General features: G+C 69.9%; 28 protein-coding genes. 21 read left to right on the top strand and 7 right to left on the bottom strand.

Annotated elements, in window-relative coordinates:
- Positions 1–117 precede the first annotated feature (117 nt).
- Positions 118–693 (bottom strand): sigma-70 family RNA polymerase sigma factor, encoded by a 576-nt coding sequence (locus ACFWNN_RS21390; RefSeq protein WP_285645541.1) that lies wholly within the window; start codon positions 691–693, stop codon positions 118–120.
- A gap of 211 nt (positions 694–904) precedes the next feature.
- Here ACFWNN_RS21390 and ACFWNN_RS21395 point away from each other — a divergent pair, with 211 nt between their 5' ends.
- Together ACFWNN_RS21395 and ACFWNN_RS21400 are read left to right on the top strand one after the other, a co-directional pair.
- Entirely contained in the window at positions 905–2,380 is a 1,476-nt protein-coding gene (locus ACFWNN_RS21395; RefSeq protein ID WP_382441666.1) for an AMP-binding protein, read from the top strand.
- A gap of 5 nt (positions 2,381–2,385) precedes the next feature.
- The gene (locus ACFWNN_RS21400) at positions 2,386–2,622 is read left to right on the top strand and encodes a glutaredoxin family protein (protein ID WP_382441667.1); all 237 of its coding nucleotides are present in this window, start codon (positions 2,386–2,388) and stop codon (positions 2,620–2,622) included.
- A 4-nt stretch (positions 2,623–2,626) separates the two neighbouring features.
- On the opposite strand, the gene ACFWNN_RS21405 is transcribed toward ACFWNN_RS21400, so the two are convergent.
- Positions 2,627–2,986: a hypothetical protein gene (locus tag ACFWNN_RS21405; RefSeq protein ID WP_382441668.1), complete on the bottom strand. Its 360-nt coding sequence runs from the start codon at positions 2,984–2,986 to the stop codon at positions 2,627–2,629.
- A gap of 78 nt (positions 2,987–3,064) precedes the next feature.
- Between ACFWNN_RS21405 and ACFWNN_RS21410 the strand changes: the two genes are divergently transcribed.
- The 15 genes from ACFWNN_RS21410 to ACFWNN_RS21480 all read left to right on the top strand — a co-directional run bounded on the left by ACFWNN_RS21410 (position 3,065) and on the right by ACFWNN_RS21480 (position 15,735).
- Positions 3,065–4,534, top strand: coding sequence for a molybdopterin-dependent oxidoreductase (locus ACFWNN_RS21410; protein WP_382441669.1), 1,470 nt, complete (start codon positions 3,065–3,067; stop codon positions 4,532–4,534).
- A 167-nt stretch (positions 4,535–4,701) separates the two neighbouring features.
- Positions 4,702–5,457 carry a redox-sensing transcriptional repressor Rex gene (locus tag ACFWNN_RS21415; RefSeq protein ID WP_382441670.1) on the top strand — a complete coding sequence of 252 codons (756 nt, stop codon included), beginning with the start codon at positions 4,702–4,704 and terminating at the stop codon, positions 5,455–5,457.
- Between the two features lie 37 nt (positions 5,458–5,494).
- Complete coding sequence (locus tag ACFWNN_RS21420) at positions 5,495–6,808, top strand: glutamyl-tRNA reductase (RefSeq protein ID WP_382441671.1); 1,314 nt, start codon at positions 5,495–5,497, stop codon at positions 6,806–6,808.
- On the top strand, positions 6,805–7,740 hold the full coding sequence (gene hemC / locus ACFWNN_RS21425; RefSeq protein WP_382441672.1) for a hydroxymethylbilane synthase: 936 nt from the start codon (positions 6,805–6,807) through the stop codon (positions 7,738–7,740). The genes ACFWNN_RS21420 and hemC overlap by 4 nt, the downstream gene beginning before the upstream one ends.
- Before the next feature lie 18 nt (positions 7,741–7,758).
- Positions 7,759–9,291 carry a uroporphyrinogen-III synthase gene (locus tag ACFWNN_RS21430; RefSeq protein ID WP_382441673.1) on the top strand — a complete coding sequence of 511 codons (1,533 nt, stop codon included), beginning with the start codon at positions 7,759–7,761 and terminating at the stop codon, positions 9,289–9,291.
- Positions 9,292–9,365: 74 nt separating this feature from the next.
- The gene (hemB, locus tag ACFWNN_RS21435) at positions 9,366–10,340 is read left to right on the top strand and encodes a porphobilinogen synthase (RefSeq protein ID WP_382441674.1); all 975 of its coding nucleotides are present in this window, start codon (positions 9,366–9,368) and stop codon (positions 10,338–10,340) included.
- Positions 10,325–10,831, top strand: a complete 507-nt coding sequence (locus ACFWNN_RS21440) for a hypothetical protein (protein WP_382441675.1) — start codon at positions 10,325–10,327, stop codon at positions 10,829–10,831. Before hemB ends, ACFWNN_RS21440 begins: the two co-directional genes overlap by 16 nt.
- A 9-nt stretch (positions 10,832–10,840) precedes the next feature.
- Positions 10,841–11,284: a hypothetical protein gene (locus tag ACFWNN_RS21445; RefSeq protein WP_382441676.1), complete on the top strand. Its 444-nt coding sequence runs from the start codon at positions 10,841–10,843 to the stop codon at positions 11,282–11,284.
- Complete coding sequence (locus ACFWNN_RS21450; protein WP_382441677.1) at positions 11,281–11,679, top strand: hypothetical protein; 399 nt, start codon at positions 11,281–11,283, stop codon at positions 11,677–11,679. The genes ACFWNN_RS21445 and ACFWNN_RS21450 overlap by 4 nt, the downstream gene beginning before the upstream one ends.
- Positions 11,676–12,473 (top strand): hypothetical protein, encoded by a 798-nt coding sequence (locus ACFWNN_RS21455; protein ID WP_382441678.1) that lies wholly within the window; start codon positions 11,676–11,678, stop codon positions 12,471–12,473. The genes ACFWNN_RS21450 and ACFWNN_RS21455 overlap by 4 nt, the downstream gene beginning before the upstream one ends.
- Positions 12,473–12,892, top strand: a complete 420-nt coding sequence (locus ACFWNN_RS21460; protein WP_382441679.1) for a DUF3093 family protein — start codon at positions 12,473–12,475, stop codon at positions 12,890–12,892. The genes ACFWNN_RS21455 and ACFWNN_RS21460 overlap by 1 nt, the downstream gene beginning before the upstream one ends.
- 5 nt (positions 12,893–12,897) lie before the next feature.
- The gene (locus tag ACFWNN_RS21465; RefSeq protein ID WP_382441680.1) at positions 12,898–13,248 is read left to right on the top strand and encodes a hypothetical protein; all 351 of its coding nucleotides are present in this window, start codon (positions 12,898–12,900) and stop codon (positions 13,246–13,248) included.
- An 11-nt stretch (positions 13,249–13,259) separates the two neighbouring features.
- Positions 13,260–14,555, top strand: a complete 1,296-nt coding sequence (gene hemL / locus ACFWNN_RS21470; RefSeq protein WP_382441681.1) for a glutamate-1-semialdehyde 2,1-aminomutase — start codon at positions 13,260–13,262, stop codon at positions 14,553–14,555.
- Entirely contained in the window at positions 14,552–15,181 is a 630-nt protein-coding gene (locus tag ACFWNN_RS21475) for a histidine phosphatase family protein (protein WP_382441682.1), read from the top strand. The genes hemL and ACFWNN_RS21475 overlap by 4 nt, the downstream gene beginning before the upstream one ends.
- Positions 15,178–15,735, top strand: coding sequence for a TlpA family protein disulfide reductase (locus tag ACFWNN_RS21480; RefSeq protein ID WP_382441683.1), 558 nt, complete (start codon positions 15,178–15,180; stop codon positions 15,733–15,735). The genes ACFWNN_RS21475 and ACFWNN_RS21480 overlap by 4 nt, the downstream gene beginning before the upstream one ends.
- 3 nt (positions 15,736–15,738) lie before the next feature.
- On the opposite strand, the gene ACFWNN_RS21485 is transcribed toward ACFWNN_RS21480, so the two are convergent.
- From ACFWNN_RS21485 to ACFWNN_RS21495, 3 genes are all read right to left on the bottom strand, one after another.
- The gene (locus ACFWNN_RS21485) at positions 15,739–16,326 is read right to left on the bottom strand and encodes a TIR domain-containing protein (protein WP_382441684.1); all 588 of its coding nucleotides are present in this window, start codon (positions 16,324–16,326) and stop codon (positions 15,739–15,741) included.
- Positions 16,323–16,847 (bottom strand): DUF6232 family protein, encoded by a 525-nt coding sequence (locus ACFWNN_RS21490; protein WP_382441685.1) that lies wholly within the window; start codon positions 16,845–16,847, stop codon positions 16,323–16,325. The genes ACFWNN_RS21485 and ACFWNN_RS21490 overlap by 4 nt, the downstream gene beginning before the upstream one ends.
- 171 nt (positions 16,848–17,018) lie before the next feature.
- Positions 17,019–18,008: a M64 family metallopeptidase gene (locus ACFWNN_RS21495; RefSeq protein ID WP_382441686.1), complete on the bottom strand. Its 990-nt coding sequence runs from the start codon at positions 18,006–18,008 to the stop codon at positions 17,019–17,021.
- Between the two features lie 176 nt (positions 18,009–18,184).
- Between ACFWNN_RS21495 and ACFWNN_RS21500 the strand changes: the two genes are divergently transcribed.
- The 4 genes from ACFWNN_RS21500 (at position 18,185) to ACFWNN_RS21515 (ending at position 22,896) form a co-directional block, all read left to right on the top strand.
- Positions 18,185–18,961, top strand: coding sequence for a cytochrome c biogenesis CcdA family protein (locus ACFWNN_RS21500; RefSeq protein ID WP_382441687.1), 777 nt, complete (start codon positions 18,185–18,187; stop codon positions 18,959–18,961).
- 41 nt (positions 18,962–19,002) lie between these two features.
- Positions 19,003–20,478, top strand: a complete 1,476-nt coding sequence (locus ACFWNN_RS21505) for a cytochrome c biogenesis protein ResB (protein ID WP_382441788.1) — start codon at positions 19,003–19,005, stop codon at positions 20,476–20,478.
- A complete protein-coding gene (ccsB, locus tag ACFWNN_RS21510) occupies positions 20,478–21,395 on the top strand; it encodes a c-type cytochrome biogenesis protein CcsB (RefSeq protein WP_382441688.1) in 918 nt (305 codons plus the stop codon). Before ACFWNN_RS21505 ends, ccsB begins: the two co-directional genes overlap by 1 nt.
- 103 nt (positions 21,396–21,498) lie before the next feature.
- Positions 21,499–22,896, top strand: coding sequence for an AAA family ATPase (locus tag ACFWNN_RS21515; RefSeq protein WP_382441689.1), 1,398 nt, complete (start codon positions 21,499–21,501; stop codon positions 22,894–22,896).
- Between the two features lie 60 nt (positions 22,897–22,956).
- Here ACFWNN_RS21515 and ACFWNN_RS21520 read toward each other — a convergent pair whose 3' ends face one another.
- Positions 22,957–23,124, bottom strand: coding sequence for a hypothetical protein (locus ACFWNN_RS21520; protein ID WP_086667950.1), 168 nt, complete (start codon positions 23,122–23,124; stop codon positions 22,957–22,959).
- 57 nt (positions 23,125–23,181) lie between these two features.
- On the bottom strand, positions 23,182–23,388 hold the full coding sequence (locus tag ACFWNN_RS21525) for a BldC family transcriptional regulator (RefSeq protein WP_089915625.1): 207 nt from the start codon (positions 23,386–23,388) through the stop codon (positions 23,182–23,184).
- Between the last annotated feature and the right edge of the window lie 12 nt (positions 23,389–23,400).

Raw genomic sequence — 23,400 nt, forward strand, 5'->3', positions numbered from 1 at the left:
GGCACGAGCGAACCGCTCGTGCTCCGTCTGCCGCCACCGCGGTGTTCTTCCCTTGCCGTCCATCTCAGCCCGAGTAACGAAGTTGATCTGCTTTGGGTTACGCCCCTGCGATCGCGATCACCGCAACCAGGACGGGAGGATCTGTGCGAGCCGGCGAACGGCCCGGTGTTGCAGTGCCTTCACGGCGCCCTCGTTGCGGTCCATGATCTGCGCGACCTCGGACACCGACTTGCCTTCGATGAACCTCAGCACGATGCAGTCGCGCTGGTCGTCACCCAACTGGGAAACGCACCGGAGCAGCTCCGCGTTGGTCGCCTCGGTCATGACCTCCTGCTCGGGACCGCTCGTCTCCTCGCGGTTGTCCTGCAGCTCGGCGGTCGTGACCTCCAGCCGGTAGCGGCTCGACTTCACGTGGTCGAACACGATGTTGCGGGCGATCGTGACGAACCACGCGCCCACGTCACGGCCCTGGTAGCTGACCGACCCGATGCTGCGCAGCGCCCGCAGGAACGTCTCGCTGGTCACGTCCTCGGCGAACGCGCGATCGCCGCCCACCCGGAAGAGGACATAGCGGAACACCATGTCGACGTACTGGTCGTACAGCACTCCGAACGCCTGGGTGTCACCCTCCTGGGCGGCCTTGACGAGCTGCCACGGCTCGTCGGCGGCGTTGTCGTGCTGACCCCCCGTCATGGTTCGGGTGGTCCTGATCGTGTTCGGTCGTGCCCGCGCGGTCATCGGCTCGCGGCACCTCCACAGAGTCGCCGTGGCGGCAGCATACGTGTTGTTACTCCGTAGTAGGTAGCGGATGAGGTTGTGATGTGGAGACGCACGAACCGCGGCTTCATGACGCCCGTCACGCGTGGAAGACTGCCCCAAGCGTCCAGTTGTTCATGAGGAGGCCATGTTGACTTCCGCTCGCAATGTCTCAGACCTTGTCCGTGCCTCGGCACAGCGGGGGCCCGGCCACGTCGCCTTGGTCGACGTAGCGAGCGGTAAGAGCCTCACGTGGGAAACCATCGACCGCGCGACCGATGCTTTCGCCCGCCGTTTGGCCGATTCCGGTCTGGAACCGGGCGACCGAGTGGCGGTACGGCTGCCCACGAGCCCCGAGTTCGTGGTCGCCGTGTTCGGAATTCTCCGGGCAGGCGGCGTCGTGGTGCCCACCGGCCCCGGCAACCCGCCCCGCGAGCTCCAGCGCATCCTGGCCGACTCGGGAGCCGCTCTGCTCGTCGGTGACGGCGAGGGTTCCGACGCCACCGTGATCGACGTCCCGGACGTCACGGCCACCGCCGACCCGTTCGAGGCCGTCCGCGGCGGCGAGGACCTGGCCGTCCTCGGCTACACCTCGGGCACCTCCGGCGTGCCGCGCGGCGCGATGCTCTCCCACCGCGCGTTGCTCGCGAACGTCTCCCAGTGCGCCTCGCTGCGCCCGGCCCCGGTGACCGCCGGCGACCGCGTGCTGCTCGCGCTCCCGTTGTTCCACGTCTACGGCCTCGGCCCGGGCCTGCTGCAGGTGGCGGGCGCCGGCGCGACCGCGGTCCTGCTGGAGCGCTTCGAGCCGTCCCACGCCCTCGACGTCATCGAGGAGCACCGCGTCACCACGATGGTCGGCGTCCCGCCGATGTACCGGGCGATCCTGGCCCACCCGGTCGACCTGCTGCGCGAGAAGCTCGCCACCGTCCGCCTCTTCACCTCCGGCGCGGCCCCGCTCCCCGCGGGCGTCATCGCCGAGATGAAGGGCGCCATCGGCATCCCGATCTACGAGGGCTACGGCCTGACCGAGACGGGCCCGGTCCTCACGTCCACCCTGGTCGGCGGCACGCCGAAGCCCGGCTCGGTGGGTCAGGCGCTGCCCGGCGTGGAGATCCGCCTGGTCGACACCGACGGCTCCGTCCTCGACATCGACGAGGACGAACCGGGCACCGGCCTGGTGTCCGCGAAGGGCGACAACCTCTTCAGCGGCTACTGGCCCGACGGCACCCACGGCCCCGACTCGTCCGGCTGGTTCCGCACCGGCGACGTGGGCTTCATCGACGCCGACGGCGACCTGCACCTGGTCGACCGCGCGGGCGACCTGATCATCGTCAACGGCTTCAACGTCTACCCGCACGAGGTCGAGCAGGTCATCGGCGAGCTGCCCGAGGTCCTCGAAGCCGCGGCCGTCGGCGTCGCGGACGAGAAGACCGGCGAGTCCGTGAAGGTCGTCATCGTCCTGCGCGACGGCCAGGAGCTGACCACCGAGAACGTGGTCGCCCACTGCGCCGCCCGCCTGGCGAAGTTCAAGGTGCCGACCGTCGTCGAGTTCGCGCCCGCGCTGCCGCACTCGCCCACGGGCAAGCTCGCCCGCGCGGTGCTCCGCAGGCCTTTGGGAGCATGACGGGCATGACCCACCACGTGACGTTGATGAGCCGGGTGTCGTGCCACTCCTGCGAGGAGGCCGCCGTCGAGATCGAGCGGATCTGCGCGGAGCTGGGCGCCACCTGGTCCGTCGAGGACGTCGACTCCGACCCGGAGCTGCGCGCCGAGTACGGCGACCGGGTGCCGGTGTTCCTGGTGGACGGCGCCGAGCACGGCTACTGGCAGGTGGAGGAGGACCGCCTGCGGGCGGCCCTCGCCTGACCGGCTACGGGTTCTTCAGCCTGCGTTCGAGCGCTTCCTCCTGCTCCGCCGTGAGCTCGACGGGGCGGCGCTCGACGTAGCCGGGGTAGTCGGGCGGCGGCTCCGGCACCGGGTGCGTGTGCCAGAACGGGTAGTCGCAGCCGGCCATGATCCGCTGCATCGCCCAGTCCCAGGCGAGGTCGTGGAAGACGATGCCCCGGTACGGCGCGTCCGGCGGTTCGAACTCGTAGAACTCGAGAGCGGCCTGCCGAGCCTCGTCCGCGGTCAGACGACCGAAGTGCTCCAGGGCCCACGCGTAGTGCAGGCGCTCGGTCTCCAGGTACTCGACGTACTCGTCCTCGTCCCACGGCTCCCAGTCGGCCACCCGGCCAGCCTAGGACTTTGATTACCGCCCTCTTACGACCTGAGCGAACCAAGCCCCCGCGGGTGTCGAATGGAAGGCATGAAGCCCGCCAAGGCCGCGCTCACCGGACTCATCGCGCTCTTCGCCGCCCTCGCGGCCGGGCACCTGGTGGCGGCCTTCGTCGGCCTCAGCGCCTCCCCGTACCTCGCCGTCGGCAACGCCGCGATCGACCTCACGCCGTCGTGGCTGAAGGACTTCGCGGTCGAGACCTTCGGCACGGCGGACAAGCTCGTCCTGCTCAGCGGCATGGCGGTCGTCCTGGTGGCGATCGGCGTCGGAGCGGGCCTGGCCAGCAGGAACAGTGCCGCGCCCGGCTCGCTCGTGGCCGTGGTCCTCGGGTTCGTCGGCGTCGCGGCGGTCGCGACCAGGCCCGACGTCGGCGCGCTGGCGATCCTCGCCCCGGTGGCCAGCACGGCCGCGGGCGTCTACGCCTTCCGCTACCTGCACCGGGAGGCCGAGGAGAGCGACAGCCGCCGGAGCTTCCTGATCACGGCGGGCCTGGCCGTCACGGCGGGCGTCGCCGGCCAGTTCTTCGGCAGCCGCACGGACGTCGAGGGCTCCCGGCAGGCCGTCGGACCGATCACGCCGAAGACCAAGGCCCCCGAGATCCCGTTCAACGCCGACTTCGCCAAGGACGGCACCCCGAGCTTCATCACCAGCGGCAAGGACTTCTACCGCATCGACACGGCGCTGAGCGTGCCGCGGATCCGCGCCGAGGAGTGGGCGCTGCGGGTCCACGGCATGGTCGAGCGCCCGGCCGTGCTGACGTTCGACGAGATCAGGAACATGGACCTGGTCGAACAGACCGTCACGCTCACCTGCGTCTCCAACGAGGTCGGCGGCCCGTACATCTCCACCGGCAACTTCATCGGCGTGAAGATCGGCGACGTGCTCCGGCAGGCGGGCGTCAAGCAGGGCGCCGACCAGCTGTTCAGCACCAGCGACGACGGCTTCACGGCCGGCAGCCCGCTCGACTACGTGCTGGAGAACGGCCTGATCGCCATCGGCATGAACGGCGAACCGCTGCCGGCCGAGCACGGCTTCCCGGCCCGGCTCGTCGTCCCCGGCCTCTACGGCTACGTGTCCGCGACGAAGTGGGTCACCGACCTGAACGTCACGACGTTCGCCCAGGAGCAGGGCTACTGGATCCCGCGCGGCTGGGCCACGCGAGCACCGATCAAGACCTCCTCCCGGATCGACCGCCCGAAGCGGATGGGCAAGGTCGAGGGCAAGGCCGTCATCGCGGGCACGGCCTGGGCCCAGCCCCGCGGCGTGGCCAAGGTCGAGGTCAGGATCGACGGCGGCGTCTGGCACGAGACCGAGCTCGCGGCCGACGTCAGCGACAGCACGTGGCGCATGTGGAAGATCGAGATGGACCTGAGCAAGGGCAGTCACACGGTCGAGTGCCGGGCCACCGACAAGAGCGGGCAGACGCAGGACCAGGCGCGCCTCGACCCCGTTCCCGACGGCGCGACGGGATGGCACTCGGTCACCTTCACCGTCGAGTAGGCGCTCACCCCGTAGTGATCATGAACCGAGGAAGCGCTGGTCACGCCCTGTGACCGGGGCCGTCGCAGTGGATCATCGACTTTGTGCGTGCGTTCACAAGCGGTACGGTGTGGGTATCACCAACGCCGCGGGTCCCTGCGGTGAAGCACACCCGGAGGTCGGAGAGCGTGGCAGCACAGCGGGGCGAAGGTGAGACGACCACCACCCCTGCCGAGCCCGCTGACAGGGAGCGCGCCCGTGCGATCCCCGAGGCGGCCGTCGCCCGGCTCGCCGTCTACCTCCGCGCGTTGTCCGGCATGGCCGACCAGGGCGTGACGGCGGTCTCCAGCGAGGAGCTCAGCCAGGCCGCGGGCGTCAACGCGGCGAAGCTCCGCAAGGACCTGAGCTACATCGGCAGCTACGGCACGAGGGGCGTCGGCTACGACGTCGAGGTCCTCGTGAGCCACATCGAGCGCATCCTCGGCCTCACCCGCAACCACTCCGTGGCCGTCGTCGGCATCGGTAACCTTGGTCACGCTCTCGCCAACTACGGCGGCTTCCCCGGCCGCGGTTTCCCGGTCACCGCCCTCTTCGACGTGGACGCCGATCTCATCGGAATCCCTGTTGGGGGCATCCCCGTCAACCACATCGACGAGATCACCGCGATCTGCCTCGAGCGCGAGGTGTCGATCGGCGTCATCGCGACGCCGCCACCGGCCGCTCAGTCGGTTTGCGACCGTTTGGTATCTGCGGGCGTCCAGTGCATTCTGAACTTCGCACCGGTTGTCCTTCAGGTTCCAGACAACGTCGAGGTGCGCAAGGTTGACTTGGCGGTCGAGATGCAGATCCTGTCGTTCCACGTCGCTCGACGTGCGGACGAGGCTGCCGGCGTCTCTGTCGACAACAACGGACTCGGTGTGGACGGGATGGTGAGTCGCCCGTGAGCGTGAGCCACAAGGCTCCGGTGGACGTGGTGATGGCATGAGCGTGCTCGTAGTCGGTCTGTCGCACCGCACCGCCCCCGTCCCGGTCCTGGAACGCGTCACCGTGGCCGAGCCGAACCTGCCCAAGGTCCTCGGCCAGCTGCTCGCCGCGCCCAGCGTCTCCGAGGCGATGGTCCTGTCGACCTGCAACAGGGTCGAGGTCTACGCCGTCGTCGAGTCGTTCCACGGCGGCATGTCCGAGGTGGTCGAGGTTCTCGCGCAGCACGCGCAGATCGAGCCGCAGGCCCTCTACGAGCACTTTTACGTCCACTATGCCGCCGCTGCCGTCGAGCACCTGTTCTCCGTCGCGGCGGGCCTCGACTCGATGGTCGTCGGCGAGTCCCAGATCCTCGGCCAGCTGCGCGGCGCGTACGCGGCGGCGGACGAGGCGGGCGTCGTCGGCAAGACCGTCCACGAGCTCATCCAGAACGCGCTGCGCGTCGGCAAGCGCGTGCACAGCGAGACCGGCATCGACCAGGCCGGCGCGTCCGTCGTCTCCGAGGCCCTCGGCGACGCGGAGGCCCAGCTTGGCACGCTCGTCGGCAAGCGCGCGCTGCTCGTCGGCGCCGGCGCCATGGGCGGCCTGGCCGCCGCGCACCTGCGCCGCGCGGGCATCGGCGAGGTCGTCATCGCGAACCGGACGCAGGCCAACGGTGTGCGTCTCGCCACGTCGCTGAAGTCCGAGGGCGTCCCCGCGACGGCCGTGGACCTGTCCGCGCTGGCCGCCGAGATCGACCTCGCGGACATCGTCTTCGCGTGCACCGGCTCGATCGGCACGACCGTCCAGGCGGACATGATCAGCGCGCGCTCGCGCCCGTTGGTGATGTGCGACCTGGGCCTGCCCAAGGACGTCGACCCGGCCGCGGCCGAACTGCCGAACGTTCGTGTGGTGGACCTGGAAACGCTCCAGCGGCGCCTCTCCGACGCGCCCGCCGGTCAGGACGCCCGTCTCGCGGCCTCGCTGGTCGCCGACGAGGTCAAGGCCTACCTCGCGGGCCAGCGGTCCGCCGAGGTCACGCCGACCGTCACGGCCCTGCGCAAGCGGGCCGCCGAGGTGGTCGACGCCGAACTGCTCCGTCTTGATTCGCGACTTCCCGAACTGGACCCCGCGACACGCGGTGAATTGGCCAAGACGGTGCGCCGCGTTGTAGACAAGCTCCTGCACACGCCGACCGTCAGGGTGAAGGAGCTCGCCTCCGCCCCTGGTGGTACCGGCTACGCGGAGGCTCTCCGCGAGCTGTTCGGGCTAGACCCCCAGACGCCTGGGGTCGTCAGTCAGACCAAGTCTTCTGTGGATGGTGAAACGCGGTGACCCGCACCCTACGGATCGGTACCCGAGGCAGCGCACTGGCGCTCGCGCAGACGGGGACCGTGGCCGAGGCGCTGAAGGCTGCCGGAGCCCAGGTCGAGATCGTCGTCATCAAGACGGCGGGCGACCTCTCCAGCGCTCCGATCCCCGAGATCGGCGTCGGCGTCTTCACGACGGCGCTTCGCGACGCGCTCGCGAACGGCGAGATCGACGTCGCCGTCCACTCCTACAAGGACCTCGCGACCGCGCCGGACCCCCGGTTGACGCTCGCGGCGGTGCCTCCGCGGGAAGACCCGCGCGACGCCCTGGTGGCGCGCGACGGTCTCACGCTCGGTGAGCTGCCGCCGGGGTCCACAGTGGGCACCGGTTCGCCGCGCCGCAAGGCCCAGCTGGAGGCTCTCGGCCTCGGGCTGGAGATCGTTCCGTTGCGCGGCAACGTGGACACGCGGATCGGCAAGGTCCGCGACGGTGAGCTCGACGCCGTGGTGCTGGCTCGCGCCGGCATCTCGCGGCTCGGCCGCGCAGCGGAGATCACCGAGAACCTGGAGCCCATCCAGATGCTTCCCGCACCCGCGCAGGGTGCGTTGGCAGTCGAGTGCCGGGTCGACGACGTCGACGCCGAGCACCTGATCCAGTCCACTCTGGACGATTCGGCCAGCCGGGCCGCTGTGACCGCTGAGCGCGCCATGCTGGCCGCGCTCGAAGCGGGCTGCAGCGCGCCGGTCGGCGCGCTGGCCGATGTGGTGGAAGACCTCGACGACGAGGGCAAGGTCGTGTACCGACTTTCCCTGCGCGGGGTCGCAGCGACGCCGGAGAACGATCTCCTCCGCGCGTCCGCCACCGGTGACTTGACCGAAGCTGAGGGACTCGGCCGGGCGCTGGCCGCCGAGTTGCTCGACCTCGGGGCCGCTGTGCTGAGCGGCCCAGAGGCGTAATCGATGGGGAGTGCCCTGATGACCCGCGCACGCAAGACCCCCGGACGCATCGCCTTCGTGGGCTCCGGCCCCGGCGACACCGGGCTGCTCACGGTCCGGGCCCACGACTTGCTCACCAGGGCTGAACTCGTGGTCACCGACCCGGACGTCCCCTCGGACGTCCTCGCGACCGTGGCCGAGGGAGTCGAGGTCCGCCCCGCTGTCGGCGAGTCCGCCGACGTGGCCAAGGACCTGGTGAACGAGGCCAAGAACGGCGCGACGGTCGTCCGTCTCGTCGCGGGCGACCCGCTCACCCTCGACTCGGTCGTCAAGGAAGCGCAGGCCGTCGCGAAGTCGACGATCCCGTTCGACGTCGTTCCCGGTGTGCCGTCGGGTACCGCCGTCCCGGCCTACGCCGGTGTGGCGCTCGGTGGCGTGCACACCGAGGTCGACGTGCGGACCGTCTCCGACTGGGCCGGTCTGGCCAGTTCGCCCGGCACCCTGGTGCTGCACGCGACGGGTTCGCACCTGGCCGAGGCCGCGTCGAACCTGGTCGAGAACGGCCTCGCGCCGCAGACCCCGGTCGCCGTGACCGCCGAGGGCACCGGCTTCCAGCAGCGCACCATCGACACCACGCTGGCCGCCGTCGCGGCCGACGCCGGTGAGATGGGCGGCCCGCTGGTCGTCACGGTCGGTGCCGCCGCCGCCAACCGCTCGAAGCTCTCCTGGTGGGAGTCGCGGGCGCTGTACGGCTGGCGCGTGCTGGTCCCGCGGACCAAGGAGCAGGCCGGCGCGATGTCGGAGCGTCTGCACTCGCACGGCGCGATCGCCGTCGAGGTGCCGACGATCTCCGTCGAGCCGCCCCGCAGCCCCGCGCAGATGGAGCGCTCGGTCAAGGGTCTCGTCGACGGCCGCTACCAGTGGGTCGTCTTCACCTCGACCAACGCCGTCCGCGCGGTGTGGGAGAAGTTCCGCGAGTTCGGCCTGGACGCCCGCGCGTTCTCCGGCGTGAAGATCGCCTGCGTCGGCGAGGCCACGGCCGCGAAGGTGCGCTCGTTCGGCATCATCCCCGAGCTCGTGCCGTCCGGTGACCAGTCGTCCGAGGGCCTCCTCAACGACTTCCCGCCGTACGACGACATCCTGGACCCGGTCGACCGCGTGCTGCTGCCGCGGGCCGACATCGCCACCGAGACGCTGGCCGCGGGCCTGCGCGAGCGTGGCTGGGAGATCGACGACGTGACGGCGTACCGCACCGTGCGTGCGGCCCCGCCGCCCGCCGACACCCGCGAGATGATCAAGTCCGGCGGTTTCGACGCGGTGTGCTTCACCTCGTCGTCCACGGTCCGGAACCTGGTCGGCATCGCGGGCAAGCCGCACGCCCGCACGCTCGTCGCGTGCATCGGCCCGCAGACCGCCGAGACGGCGCGGGAGTTCGGCCTCCGGGTCGACGTGCAGCCCGAGGAGGCGAACGTGCCCGCGCTGGTCGACGCGCTGGCCGCCCACGCCGCCCGGTTGCGCGCCGAGGGAGCGCTGCCTCCTCCGCGCAAGACCAAGCGTCTGCGCCGCAGCTAGTTCACTGAAGCCGTCGGGGCCACTCAAGATCCTTTGAGTGGCCCCTTCGACTCTCTCCGTCAGGGAGTCAAGCGATGTACCCACTGCACCGGCCGCGGCGTCTGCGCACGACGCCCGCCATGCGCCGCCTCGTGTCCGAGACCGAGGTGCGCCCTCGCCACCTCGTGCTGCCCATGTTCGTCAAGGAAGGCGCCTCCGAGGCCGCTGAGATCAGCAGCATGCCCGGCGTCCACCAGCACACCCGCGACTCGCTGCGCAAAGCCGCGGTCGAGGCCGTGCAGGCGGGCGTCGGCGGCATCATGCTGTTCGGCGTCCCGGCCGAGCGCGACGCCGTCGGCTCCGGCGGCACCGACCCGGACGGCATCCTCAACGCCGCCCTGGGCGACCTGCGCGCCGAGCTCGGCGACAGCACCGTGCTCATGTCGGACTGCTGTCTCGACGAGTTCACCGACCACGGCCACTGCGGTGTGCTCGCCGCCGACGGCAGCGTGGACAACGACGCGACCCTGGAGGTCTACGGCGAGATGGCCGTCGCGCAGGCGCGCGCCGGTGCTCACGTCGTCGGTCCCAGCGGCATGATGGACGGCCAGATCGCGTTCATCCGCAACGCTCTGGACACCGCCGGGTTCCAGGACACCGGAATCCTCGCCTACGCGGCGAAGTACGCGTCGGCGTTCTACGGCCCGTTCCGCGACGCCGTCGAGTCGCAGCTCTCCGGCGACCGCAAGACCTACCAGCAGGACCCGGCCAACGCCCGCGAGGCGTTGCGCGAGGTGCAGCTGGACCTCGCCGAGGGCGCGGACATGGTCATGGTCAAGCCCGCCCTGCTGTACCTGGACGTGCTGCGCTCGGTCGCCGAGATCTCGGACGTTCCCGTTGCGGCGTACCAGATCTCGGGCGAGTACGCGATGATCGAGGCCGCGGCTGCGAACGGCTGGATCGAGCGCGAGCGGTCGATCCTCGAGTCGCTCACGTCCATCCGCCGCGCGGGCGCGGACATCGTGCTCACCTACTGGGCGGTGGAAGCAGCCCGGTGGCTGGACAGGTAGAGCGTCCCCCGAAGCTGATCGACGTCGCGCGCTGGTTGTGGATCGCCAGCGCGTGCGTCGGCATGCTGAGGTTCGTCGCGCAGCTCTTCGACCGCGAGATGCTCGTGGAGGAGGTGCGCCGGCAGAACCCGGCGATGGGCCAGGACCAGATCGACGCGGGCGTGAACGGCGGAGTCCTCTTCGGACTGCTGATCGCCACCGCCGTGCTGATCGCCTACACCCGCTTCGCCAACGCCATGGCGCGCGGCCGCAACTGGGCGCGAATCCTGCTGACCGTGCTGGGCGGCGCGTCCGTCGCGTTCGGACTCTTCCGGCTGGGCGCGTGGGGCAGCGGTGCCGCGGCGGCGCTCGGCGTGGAGATGCGGCCGGTGGACCTCGCCGTCACGTTCGTCACGACAGCGCTGGACGCGTCCGCGATCGTGCTGATGTACCGCGTTCCCTCGCACTTCAGGAAACGCGTCACGGTGGACAGCGCCTTCCTGCGGTCCTAGGTTTCGAACGTGACGTCTCCGAAGGAATCGGGCATCCCCCGCACGATCACCATTGGCTACTGGCTGGTCGTCGCGGGCGCGGCCCTCTGCGTGGCGGCCGGGGTGTTCCAGTTCGCGAGCAGGCAGGCCCTGGTCGACGCGATCAAGAGCAGGAACACCGACCCGGCGCTCACCACGGACATGATCGAGTCCTCGGCGGCGGTGACCCTGGGCGCCGTCATGGTCGTCTCGCTCGTGGTGGCCGTGCTCATGGTGTGGCTGGCCGGCAAGGTGAAGGCCGGCACGAAGAAGAGCCGCACCGGCCTGATGATCGCCGTGCTGATCAACCTGTTCTTCCAGATGGTCGGCAACGGCTACGCGCTCGTGCCGGCGTTGATCGCGATGTCCGGTCTCGTGCTGTTCTACTTCCGCCAGTCGTCGGACTTCCTGACCGAACGCGAGCAACTGACGTGAACGAGGCTCCCCGGCCGGTCCGCATCGCGGTCGGTCTCTGGCTCGCCATCGCGGTCTTCCTGTTCCTGACCACCGCCGGGCTGTGGTTCCAGCGCGCCGAGGTGCGGGAGCTCACGGACTGGTCGGAAGGGCAGATCACCAGCTTCCTGGCCACGTTGTCCGGGGTCGCGCTGTTCTTCGTGGTGGCCTACGGGTTGCTGGTGTGGCAGTTCCTCAAGCGCAAGAACTGGCCGCGCGCCGCGCTGTCGTTCGTCGCCATCGTGCACATGATCTGGATCCTGTTCGTGGGTGTCAGCGCGTCGAGTTTGGTCACATTGCTGCTCATCTGCGCCGCGATCGTCTTCACGTGGCAGGCGCGTACGGCACAGTGGCTCGCGGAGGTGCGTGAGCAGTGAGCCAACCGCAGGACCCGAACCCCTGGCAGCCGAACCCGGAGCCGAGCCAGGCGGGGGCGTACGAGGTGAGCACGGGGTTCCCGGCCGCACCGGTGCCGCCGGAACTCGCCCCGCCGGCGTTGCCGCAGGTGGCCCCGCCGCTCGACCACGCACAGTGGCAGAACCCGGCGGGCGCCTATCCCGTGGCGCAGCCGGCAGCCCCGTACGCGCAGGCGCTCGGCTCGCCGGACCCGTACGCGCAGGTGCTCGGCCACGTGGACCCGTATGCGCCCAGCCCGTACCAGGTGAACCAGGTCGGGGGCGGCAGCTTCCCCATGGCACCGCTCTCACCGGTGCTGCCGCACGAGATGGCGCCGCCCCGTCCGCCGACGATCACCGCCGCCATGTGGATCTGGATCGCGGCGGCCCTGCTGTCGGTGGCCGTGCTGCCGGTGATGCTGCTCGCCAACGCCGACTTCTTCCTCTCCTCGGACACCATCGTCACCGAGGAGGACCGGCAGGCCGGTGAGATCGGCGTGCGGGCGTTCGCCGTCATCTCCGGGTTCTGCATGCTGGTCGCGGCGGCGCCGTACGTGGCGTTCGCGATCGTGCTGCGCAACGGCCACAACTGGGCGCGCGTGCTGCTCACCGTCCTCGCGGTGCTCGGCCTGCTGGCGATGATCTCGGTCCTGTTCCTCTCGATCGGCGCGACGGTGTGGATGCCGAGCGTGGCGATCGCGATCCTCGTGATCGGCCTGACGGTCGCGGCCGTCGTGCTGCAGTTCCTGCCCGCGTCCAACAGGTACGTGCGCTAGTGCTCTACCGCGAGTCCGGCAGCAGCTGGTGGCCGCTCCTGTGGGGCCCCGCGTTCGCGGCCGCAGGCTACCTGGTCGAGCTGATCACCGGACCCGCGTCCGTGACGCTCTGGCTCGTCGCCGGGCTCGTGCTGACGCTCTGCGCGGTCGTGTGGGTCAACCTGCGGATCAAGACCGGCAGCATCGCGCTCACGACCGAGGAGGCCCAGTTCGGGCGGGAGAAGCTGCCGGTCGCGATGATCGAGGCCGCCCAGGACGTCGGCGCGCCCGCCGGGGCGAGGGTGCTCGGCGGTGGCTGGTCGGTGCCGAAGGGCACGTCCACAGTGCCGTTGCGGCTGGTCGACGGCACGGTGGTGCTCGGCTGGGCACGCGATCCGGAAGCCTTCCTCGCGGCGCTGCGGCGGGTCGTGAGAGGCTGAGCGGTGTGACAGAGGCCGTGACCGAACCGGACACCGTGGTGGCCGAGCCCGCCGAGGCGCCGCCTGCCGAACCCGGCCTGCACCAGCCCAAGCGTGGGCTCATCGCGGCCGGCGAGATCGTCGCGGTCGTGCTGCTGGTGATCCTCGCGATCTGGTGCTGGAACCGCGGCGTCGTGCGGCTCGAGTACCCCGTCGAGGGCCGCGACCCGCTGATCTCCACGCGCTACCACGGCAACTGGCTGGGCACGTCCATCGCCGCCGCCACGCTCGCCGTCGTCCTCGTCCTCGACGCTGTGCGGCAGATCATGCTGGCCGTGCGCACCCGGCCGCAGGAAGTCGCCGAAGCCGACGTGTGAGACTGGGGTACGTGACTGCGAGTCGATCCCAGGCCCTGTTCGAGCGCGCGTCGACGCTGACCCCCGGCGGGGTCAACTCTCCGGTGCGGGCGTTCCACTCCGTCGGCGGCACCCCGCGTTTCATGGTCCGCGGCGAAGGTCCGCACCTGTGGGACGCCGACGGCAACCGGTACGTCGACCTGGTGGCCTCGTGGGGCCCGATGATCCTCGGGCACGCGCACCCGGCCGTCGTCGACGCCGTGCAGAAGGCGGCGTCCCAGGGCCTGTCGTTCGGCACGCCCACCGAGGGGGAGATCGAACTCGCGGCCGAGCTGATCGACCGCGTCGACCCGGTCCGTCAGGTCCGCCTGGTCAACTCGGGCACCGAGGCCACGATGAGCGCGATCCGCCTCGCGCGCGGCTTCACCGAGCGCCGCAAGGTCATCAAGTTCGCCGGGTGCTACCACGGCCACGTCGACGCGCTGCTCGCCCAGGCGGGCTCCGGCGTCGCGACGCTCGGCCTGCCCTCCTCGCCGGGCGTCACGGGCGCGCAGGCCGAGGACACCATCGTGCTGCCGTACAACGACATCGAGGCCGTGCGGGCGGCGTTCGCGGAGAACCCCAGCGAGATCGCGTGCGTGATCACCGAGGCCGCCGCGGGCAACATGGGCGCGGTCGCGCCCGGCCCCGACTTCAACCAGGGCCTGCGCGAGATCTGCGACGCCGACGGCGCGTTGCTGATCATGGACGAGGTCATGACGGGCTTCCGCGTCTCCCGCGCGGGCTGGTTCGGCCTGGAGCGCGTGGCGGGCGACCTCTACACGTTCGGCAAGGTCATGTCCGGCGGCCTGCCCGCGGCGGCGTTCGGCGGCCGCGCGGACGTGATGGCGCGCCTCGCCCCGTCCGGCCCGGTCTACCAGGCGGGCACGCTGTCCGGTAACCCCGTCGCCGTGGCCGCCGGTCTCGCGACCCTGCGCGCCGCCGACGAGGACGTCTACCGGGCGCTCGACCGCAACGCGACCCGTCTCGGCGCCCTGTTCACCTCCGCGCTGACCGAGGCCGGTGTCGAGCACCGCGTGCAGTTCGCCGGGAACCTGGTGAGCGTGTTCTTCGGTTCTACCGAGGTGAAGGACTACGCGGGCGCGCAGGCGTGCGAGACGTGGCGCTTCCCGCCGTTCTTCCACGCCCTGCTCGAACGGGGCGTTTACGCACCTCCCTCTGCGTTCGAGGCGTGGTTCGTGAACGCTGCCATGGGTGAAGAGGAGTTCGCCGTGATCGCCGACGCACTGCCGCACGCGGCTCGTGCCGCCAAGGAGGCCCGCAAGTGACCCGCACCGTCGTTCATCTGTTGCGCCACGGTGAGGTGCACAACCCGACCGGCATCCTGTACGGCCGCCTGCCCGGCTTCAAGCTGTCCGAGCGGGGCCAGAAGCAGGCGCTGACCGTGGCCGAGCACCTGGCCGACCACGACATCGTGCACGTCGTCGCGTCGCCTTTGGACCGTGCCCAGCAGACCGCCGCGCCGATCGCCGACTCGCACCGCCTGGAACTGGCGACCGACGAGCGGCTGATCGAGGCCGACAACCAGTTCCAGGGCCTGAAGGTCGCGGTCGGCGACGGCGCGCTGCGGTCCCCGCAGCACTGGCCGAAGCTCGTGAACCCGTTCAGGCCGTCCTGGGGCGAGCCGTACATCGAGATCGCGCACCGGATGCTCGGCGCCGTGCAGAAGGCCCGCGCCGCCGCCGAGGGCCACGAGGCCGTGTGCGTGTCGCACCAGCTGCCCATCTGGACCGTCCGCCGGTTCCTGGAGGGCAAGCGGATGTGGCACGACCCGCGCAAGCGCGAGTGCTCGCTGGCCTCGCTGACGTCGTTGATCTTCGAGGGCGAGCAGCTCGTCCGGATCTCCTACTCCGAGCCGGTGGGCGCGACCAACCCGCGGGTGACCGGGGCATGAGACGACTGCTCGTGCTCGTGCTGCTGCTCGCCGGCTGCACGACGGGGAAGGACGCCGCCCAGATCGGCGGCGGCGACTTCTCCCTGGTCGCGCCCGGTGGTCAGGTCAACATCCGGTACGCGCCCGCCGACCGCAAGGAGCTCAAGGGGCTCGAAGGCGAGTCGCTGATGGAGGACGGCAGGACCGTCAAGCTCTCCGACTACGCCGGCAAGCCCGTCGTGATCAACATCTGGGGTGCCTGGTGCGGGCCGTGCCGCACCGAGGCGCCGGAGCTGCAGAAGGTCTTCGACGCCGGGACGCAGGTGCTCGGGGTCGACGTCAAGGAGACCTCGAAGGACTACCCGCGCGACTTCATGAAGGACAGGTCGCTGACCTATCCGTCCATCTACGACCCTTCGGCGCGGAGCTTCGTCAACGTCTTCAAGGGTCTTCCGCCGAACACCGTGCCGTCGACGTTCATCGTGGACGAGAACCACAAGGTGGCCGCGGCGTTCCTCGAACCCGTGCTCGCCTCCGACCTGCAGAAGGTCCTCGACGAGCTCGCGAAGGAATGACCGTCAGTCGACCGTGCGGATGTTGACCAGCGCGGGCACGGACCTCAGCAACCGGTCCACCAGCCCGCGCAGGTCCGGCCCGGTGTAGTGCATCGGCAGGTGCAACGTCTGCAGGTGGGCGATCATCCGGATCTCCTGCGGCAGGTCGGCGGCCGCGGGCCGGGAGCGGGCGCCGACCAGCACCGGCGCCACGTGCACCCGGTTGCGCAACGCGGTGGCGATCTCCCGCCGCACCCAGTCGCCGGGGTCGTCGAGCGGTCGGGTGCCGTAGGCGTTCTCCCAGTGCCTGCCGATGACCGACAGCATCACCGGGCAGTTCGCGGCCCGGTGCAGCAGCTCGGCCGGGAACGCGGTGCCGACGGGCATCCGCGCGGCCCGGAACACGGCGCCTTCGCCGAGCCGCCGGGTGAGCTCGGCGTCGAGGTCGAACGCCGCCCGTTCGTCGGGACTCCGGTAGTTGACGAAAACCAGCGGCGGGCCCGAGAACACGTGCGGCCGCGAGGGCTGCGGGAATGACTGCGCACCTTTGTACACGGCACTGTTCGGGCCGTGCTGGGTGATGTTGTCGCCTATGTGGAAATTCCCGCTCATTTGTAAACCCTGCTGTCCGCGCCGTGCTGGGTGATGACGTCACCGAGGTGGAAGTTGTCGACCCGCATCTGGAACTCGGCCATCGGGTGGTTGATCGCGTGGGTGATCCGCCCGACGAGCTCGCGCACGACCGACGGGTCCCTGCTGGAGAGGGCGGTGGTCGACGAGCTGGCGGTCTCGACGTCGAGCATGTGGAAGCTCGACCTCAGCCACGAGGCCAGCCGCACGGCCTTGACCGCGGTCGCGGCCACCAGGCCCAGCAGCACCAGCACGGGGATCAGGTCCAGGCCGGGCATCCCGTCGACCTGCACCGAGACGACGACCGACAGCACCACCAGGACCAGGACGCCGGTGAACCACATCCCGGCGACGGACTTCGCGAACCGCCAGACGGCGAGCCCCCGGCGCGGAACCCAGGTGTGGGAGCTGACCCGTGTGATGCCCTTCAACGGGTACGCGTCGGAGCCGATCCACAGCATCTGCTGGCGCACGCCCACGTCGATGACGTCGTGCTTGACCATTCTTTTGCCCTTCGACGGTTCGCGTGGCAGGCGCGACACCGTATCCCGGCATTCCCGCGAAAAAGGGCGGCTCCGAACAATTACCGCGAAATGTCAACTAGTTGTCCAGAAGCAGTCCGCTGCGCGCACGAAAAAGGACCCGGGAAACCGGGTCCTCTTCGGTGGTGGGAGCTATCGCTGGTTCGCGGGCGGCGTCACCGGCTCGTTCAGCGACGGGATCTTCGCCTTGAACGCCTTGACCATCGCGTCCCGGCCGATCGAGTTGAACTCCTTGCCGAGCGTCCGCATGATCGAGTTGGCGGTCGGCCGGTACAGCCCGGTCTTGTAGTACCGCGCCCCCTCGACCGGCCCGATCACGCCACCGTCCGGCGACGGCTGGCCGAGGTACTCGCCCCACTTCGCGCCGGTGGGGTCCTTGGTCACGTTGATCTCACGCGGCTCGGTGCCGGTGTAGTTGGCGTACGGGTAGTCGTACTCGTCGGCGAGGCCGCCGATCGAGTGCCCGAGCTCGTGGATGGCGATCTGCCCGGCCTGCGCGTTCGACCCGGACGCCGTCGCCACCGAACCGCCGGCGCCGCCGTACTTCGCGGTGTTGCCGAGCGCGATCACCTGGTCGGCCGCCGGGGCGAGCGCGGCGAACTCCTTCGCCTTGGTCTCGTTGACGCACAGCAGCCGCTCGGTCTGCGGGTCCCGTCCCTGGCACCAGAAACCCATGTCCAGCGCGGTGTTCTTCAGGATCCCCTTCGTGGGGTCGTGGTCCACACCGGACTCCGGCGAGATCACGTTGACCTGCCAGACGTTGAAGTACTCCTTGTAGCTCTTGAACGGCTCGACCGCGGAGAGCTCTTCCCACTTGCTCTTCACGTTGGCGGAGTACGTCTCCAGGTCGTCGGCCGTGTAGCCGTCGCCGACGAACACGAGGTCGAACCGGTCCGCCGAGTCACCGGTCTTCTGGACCTCGACCACGTCGGCCGCCGCGAGCAGCCGGAACTCCGACGACTTCTCGCGCGGCGCCTTCGGGGTCAGCGCCTGGGTGATGCTGCCGTCCTCGTTGAAGACCTCGCGCCACTCCATCGCCGGGGCCGCGCCCACCGGTGCCTGCGCGAACAGAGCCAGCGCTGCCATCGTGAGCGCCGGGAGGACGAGCCGGGTGCGTCGCATGTGCTGACGCTAAGCAACCGTGATGTCACCCACAAGCGGCAATCGTACGTACTTTTGGCCCAACCGTTGTCTCAGGTGGCGGTTTCGAAAGATGCGGGATCACCGACGCCTTACAGGAACCTGAAAAGCGGACACCGGTGGGCGCGTGATCTGGGCAACTACCTACCCTGAACTCCGTGAACCCCACCGATCTGGCGATCTCCGGGCCGTTGCTGCTGGCCACCGGGGTCGCCCTGCTCGCTGGTTTCATCTCCTTCGCGTCCCCGTGCGTGGTGCCGCTCGTCCCCGGCTACCTCGCCTACCTGGCCGGACTGGTCGGCGCGGAAGCGCCGCGGGTCGAGGCGAACGAGCCGGCCAGGCAGGGCCGCTGGCGGGTGGCGGGCGCGAGTCTGCTGTTCGTGGCCGGGTTCACGGTCGTGTTCGCGCTGGCCTCCATGGCGATCCTCGGCGCGTCCGACGCCCTGTTCCTCAACGCGGATCTGTTCCAGCGCATCGGCGGCGTCGTCACGATCCTCATGGGACTCGTGTTCCTCGGGCTGGTGCCGGCGCTGCAGAAGGACGTGCGGTTCCACACCAAGCCCAAGGCGGGGCTCCTCGGGGCGCCGGTGCTCGGGGCCGTGTTCGCGCTCGGGTGGACGCCGTGCCTCGGGCCGACGCTCGCGGGCGTGCTGGCGGTGGCCCGGAGCACGGAGATCGGGTCGTCGACGGCGCGCGGGGCCGTGCTGGTGCTCGCCTACTGCCTCGGGCTCGGGTTGCCGTTCGTGGTGCTCGCGCTCGGCGCGCGGTGGGCGCTGGGCGTGACCAAGTGGCTGCGCACGCACGCGCGGCAGGTGCAGATCTTCGGTGGCGTGCTGCTGATCCTGGTCGGGATCGCGCTGGTCACCGGCCTGTGGGGCGAGTTCGTCGGGTGGCTGCGCTACTCGTTCGTCGACGTCGTGAGGCTGCCGCTCTAGTGATCGCCTTCCTCCGCAACACGTGGCGCGGCCTCACCTCGATGAGGACCGCGCTGACCCTGCTGTTCCTGCTCGCGCTCGCGGCGATGCCCGGAGCGTTGCTGCCGCAGCGGTCGCTGAACAGCCGCAAGGTCGACGAGTACGTCGCCGAGCACGGCTGGTGGGGCGAGCTGCTGCTCAAGCTCGGGTTCTTCGAGGTCTACGGCACGGCCTGGTTCGCCGCGATCTACCTGCTGCTGTTCACGTCCCTCGTCGGGTGCCTGCTGCCCCGCACGTGGGAGTACTTCAAGCAGATGCGCGCGAAGCCCGTGCTGACGCCGCGCAACCTCTCGCGCATGCCGCACCACGTGCAGGCCGAGCTCGACATCACGCCGGAAGAGGCGATCGGCAAGGCGCGCAAGGCTTTGCGCGGCTGGCGGATGGACGCCGGCGAGGACACGGTCAGCGCCGAACGCGGGTTCCTGCGCGAGACCGGCAACCTCGTCTTCCACTTCGCGCTGCTGGGCCTGCTGGTGTCGTTCGCGCTGGGCAAGATGTTCAGCTACGAGGGCCAGGTCATCGTCCAGGCCAACGGCGGCCAGTTCTGCAACGGCGGCATCTTCAACTACGACACGTTCCGGCCGGGCCTGCGGATCGACGGCACCGACCTCACGCCGTTCTGCGTCGAGATCGGCAAGTTCTCCGCCGAGTACCTGGAGAACGGCCAGCCCGTCGGCTTCCAGTCGGACATCCGCTACCAGTCAGGCGACGACCTCGCGGCGAACACGTGGAAGCCGTACACGTTGCAGGTCAACCACCCGCTGCGCACCGAGGGCGACCGCGTCTACCTGCTCGGCCACGGCTACACGCCGACGTTCACGGTGACGTTCCCCAACGGCGAGAAGCGCACGCAGGGCATCCAGTGGCTGCCGAGCGACCAGATCACGCTGGCCTCCGAGGGCGCCACGAAGTTCGACCCGCCGGGCATCACCGACTCCGAGACGCGCCGCAAGAACCAGATCGCGGTCACCGGCCTGCTGGCGCCGACGCCGTTGCTGCACGGCAACATCCTGAACTCGAAGTACCCCGCGCTGAACAACCCGATGGTCGCCGTCGACGTGTACCGCGGCGATCTCGGCGTGGACGACGGCCGCGGCCAGTCGATCTTCTCGATCGACCAGAAGATGGTCGACCAGGGCCGGTTGGCCAAGGTCGCGCGCAAGAACCTCGCGCTGGGCGAGGAGATCGCGCTCGACGACGGCACCAAGGTGCGCTTCGACTCCGTGCACGACTGGGTGTCGTTGCAGGTCTCGCACGACCCCACGCAGGGGTACGTGCTCGCGTTCGCCGTCCTGATCATCCTCGGCCTGGGGGTCTCGCTGACCGTCAAGCGCCGCAGGGTGTGGGTGCGTGCGACCCGTCTGGAGGACGGGCGTACGTTGGTCGAGGTCGGTGGGCTCGCCCGCACTGACCAGGCGGGATACGGCGAGGAGTTCACGCGGCTCGCCCGCGCGGTTCTGAACGAGGAGAAGTCCTGATGCCGGTCAACGAGACCCTCGCGACGTACAGCGACTGGCTGTACCGCAGCGCGCTGGGCGTCTACCTCTTCGCGATCATGCTGTACGCGGTGGAGCAGGCCTTCACCCGTGCGCCGCGCAAGGCGGAGGCGCTGGCCGGAGCCGGTGGGCCGACGATCCTCACCGACGAACCGAAGACCGAGCTCACCCGGTCCGAGCGCATCGGCCGCATGGGCGCCGCGCTGACGGTCCTCGGCGCCGTGCTGCACCTCGGGTCGCTGGTCATGCGCGGTCTGTCCGCCGGCCGGGCCCCCTGGGGCAACATGTACGAGTACATGTCGCTGCTGTGCCTCGCGGCCGTGGTGACGTGGATCGTGCTGATGGCGAAGTTCCCGATCCGCCGCCTCGGCGCGTTCGTGCTCACGCCGATCCTGGTGCTGCTGTTCCTCGGCGGCACGGTCCTGTACGCCGAGTCCGCGCCGGTCCAGCCCGCGCTGCGGTCGTACTGGCTGGTGATCCACGTCTCGGTGATCTCGATCTCGTCCGGTGTGCTGCTGATCCCGGGCGTGACGTCGATCCTCTACCTGCTCAAGGACCGCAAGGCCGACCGCTTCCCGAAGCTGCCCTCGGCCGACGTGCTCGACCGCATGTCGTACCGGACCACCGTGCTCGCGTTCCCGCTGTTCACGGCCGGGATCATCTGCGGCGCCATCTGGGCCGAGGCCGCGTGGGGCCGGTTCTGGGGCTGGGACCCGAAGGAGACGGTCGCGTTCGTCTCGTGGGTGGTCTACGCGGCATACCTTCACGCCCGTGCGACGGCCGGTTGGCGTGGCCGCGGGGCCGCCTGGATCAACGTCGCGGGCTTCGCCCTGAACGTCTTCAACCTGTTCTTCATCAACTTGGTCACTACCGGGTTGCATTCGTACGCCGGTCTCTAACGAGTTAAGCCCCCAGGTCGATGGAACCGTTGGTGGTTGCGTACCGTCGCAGCCTGGGGGTCGGGGAAGTCTCGGTCTCTCTTGCTCAGGGAGGGCCACAGCGGTGACATGGCAACCACCGGGTGAGGAACAGGGCTCCGGCCCGCAGTACGTCGACCCGCAGGCGGCGGCCTACCTCGACCCGCAGCAGTCCGGCCCGCACCACGCCGGTGGCGGCCAATCAGGCTCGCACCCGGTCCCCGACTACCAGGTCCCCGGCCACGCCTCAGGCGCGTACCAGGTCCCCGAAGGCTCGTCAGGGCCGTACCCGGCACCGGGTTCGCAGTCGGGTGGGTACCAGGTCTCCGGTGGCCCGTCGGGCGCTTACCCGGCGCCCGGCTCGCAGTCCGGTGGGTACCAGGTCTCCGGCGGTCCGTCCGGCGCTTACCCGGCGCCCGGCTCGCAGTCCGGCGGCTACCAGGTGAGCGGCGGCCAGTCAGGGCCTCACACCGGACCGCAGCCCGTCCAGGGCAACACGGCCCAGTACGGCCAGTTCGCGGGCCAGCAGTTCCCGAACAACTTCCCGCAGCAGCAGTACCGCTCGCAGGCCGAGCAGGTGTCGTCGCAGCAGCTGATCAAGAAGGAGAAGCGCCCGCCGACGTCCGGCTGGCGCAAGTCGCTGCACTCGATCACCGGTGGCGCCATCAACCTGGGCGAGAGCCCCGCCGACGTGCGCCGCCGTGAGCTGATCGCGCGGATCAACCAGCCGCTGCGCGGGTGCTACAAGATCGCGATGCTGTCCCTGAAGGGCGGTGTCGGCAAGACCACGACGACCACGACGCTGGGGTCGACGTTCTCGTCGCTGCGCGGCGACAGGGTCATCGCGGTCGACGCGAACCCGGACCGCGGCACGCTGGCGTTGAAGATCCCGCGCGAGACCACGGCGACCGTGCGGCACCTGCTGCGCGACGCGCCGAAGATCAAGAAGTACAGCGACGTGCGCGCGTACACCTCGCAGTCGCCGGCGCGGCTCGAAGTGCTCGCCTCGGAGCAGGACCCGTCCGTGTCGGAGGCGTTCAGCGAAGAGGACTACCGGCGCACGGTGGACCTGCTGGAGCACTTCTACAACATCGTGCTCACGGACTGCGGCACCGGCCTGATGCACTCGGCGATGAAGGGTGTCCTCGACGAGGCCGACTCGCTGGTGCTGGTGTCGTCCGGCTCGGTCGACGGCGCGCAGACGTCCGCCGCGACGCTCGACTGGCTGGAGGCGCACGGCTACCGCGAACTGGTCGCGAAGTCCGTGTGCGTCATCAACTCGGTGCGCCCGAAGTCGGGCAAGGTCGACCTCGACAAGCTCGCCGCCCACTTCCAGCAGCGTTGCCGTGCCGTGGTCCGCCTGCCGTTCGACGAGCACCTCGAAGAGGGCGCCGAGATCGCGCTGGACCAGCTCGCGCCGGAGACCCGCCTGGCCCTGCTGGAACTCGCCGCCGTCGTGGCAGACGACTTCCCGCACGCCTGAGCGGTACTTCAGTTCGTTAAGTGGCGGAAAGGGGTCCTGCGATCAGGGCCCCTTTTCCGTTCACTCGTCGCGCTTGCGCTGCTCGTCGAGCTTGCGCAGGAACTCCGGGTCGTCGTCCGGTGCGATCACCTTGCGGCCTGGGGTGTACTCCGAGTGCTGCGGGGCGAACGCTCGCCACACGAGCACAGCCACGGTGAGCGCACCGATCACCGCCAGCAGGTAGATCATCGTGTCGCCACCTCCCTTTGCCACGAGATTACCCGCGGCACAGGGATTACTACGGTTTCAGTGGCGGACGGGTTCAGTTGCCTCGGTCGTCAGCTCCGACAGGAGCTGCTTCACCTCGGTCTCACGGAACCTGCGATGTCCTCCAGGGGTGCGAATCGAGCCGATGCGACCTGCGGTGGCCCATCGGGTCACGGTCTTCGGGTCGACCCGGAACAGATTGGCGACTTCCCCAGGCGTCAAGAGCCGCTCGGTGGCTGCAGTCACTCGTCCTCCTCA

Source organism: Lentzea sp. NPDC058450, assembly GCF_042721395.1.
GTDB lineage: Bacteria > Actinomycetota > Actinomycetes > Mycobacteriales > Pseudonocardiaceae > Lentzea.

What these genes read in the sequence shown, in the direction of transcription:
- ACFWNN_RS21390 (WP_285645541.1), bottom strand. Translation starts at nt 693, where the DNA reads ATGACGGGGGGTCAGCACGACAACGCCGCCGACGAGCCGTGGCAGCTC.
- ACFWNN_RS21395 (WP_382441666.1), top strand. Translation starts at nt 905, where the DNA reads ATGTTGACTTCCGCTCGCAATGTCTCAGACCTTGTCCGTGCCTCGGCA.
- ACFWNN_RS21400 (WP_382441667.1), top strand. Translation starts at nt 2,386, where the DNA reads ATGACCCACCACGTGACGTTGATGAGCCGGGTGTCGTGCCACTCCTGC.
- ACFWNN_RS21410 (WP_382441669.1), top strand. Translation starts at nt 3,065, where the DNA reads ATGAAGCCCGCCAAGGCCGCGCTCACCGGACTCATCGCGCTCTTCGCC.
- ACFWNN_RS21420 (WP_382441671.1), top strand. Translation starts at nt 5,495, where the DNA reads ATGAGCGTGCTCGTAGTCGGTCTGTCGCACCGCACCGCCCCCGTCCCG.
- ACFWNN_RS21430 (WP_382441673.1), top strand. Translation starts at nt 7,759, where the DNA reads ATGACCCGCGCACGCAAGACCCCCGGACGCATCGCCTTCGTGGGCTCC.
- hemB (WP_382441674.1), top strand. Translation starts at nt 9,366, where the DNA reads ATGTACCCACTGCACCGGCCGCGGCGTCTGCGCACGACGCCCGCCATG.
- ACFWNN_RS21480 (WP_382441683.1), top strand. Translation starts at nt 15,178, where the DNA reads ATGAGACGACTGCTCGTGCTCGTGCTGCTGCTCGCCGGCTGCACGACG.
- ACFWNN_RS21485 (WP_382441684.1), bottom strand. Translation starts at nt 16,326, where the DNA reads ATGAGCGGGAATTTCCACATAGGCGACAACATCACCCAGCACGGCCCG.
- ACFWNN_RS21490 (WP_382441685.1), bottom strand. Translation starts at nt 16,847, where the DNA reads ATGGTCAAGCACGACGTCATCGACGTGGGCGTGCGCCAGCAGATGCTG.
- ACFWNN_RS21495 (WP_382441686.1), bottom strand. Translation starts at nt 18,008, where the DNA reads ATGCGACGCACCCGGCTCGTCCTCCCGGCGCTCACGATGGCAGCGCTG.
- ACFWNN_RS21505 (WP_382441788.1), top strand. Translation starts at nt 19,003, where the DNA reads ATGAGGACCGCGCTGACCCTGCTGTTCCTGCTCGCGCTCGCGGCGATG.
- ccsB (WP_382441688.1), top strand. Translation starts at nt 20,478, where the DNA reads ATGCCGGTCAACGAGACCCTCGCGACGTACAGCGACTGGCTGTACCGC.
- ACFWNN_RS21520 (WP_086667950.1), bottom strand. Translation starts at nt 23,124, where the DNA reads ATGATCTACCTGCTGGCGGTGATCGGTGCGCTCACCGTGGCTGTGCTC.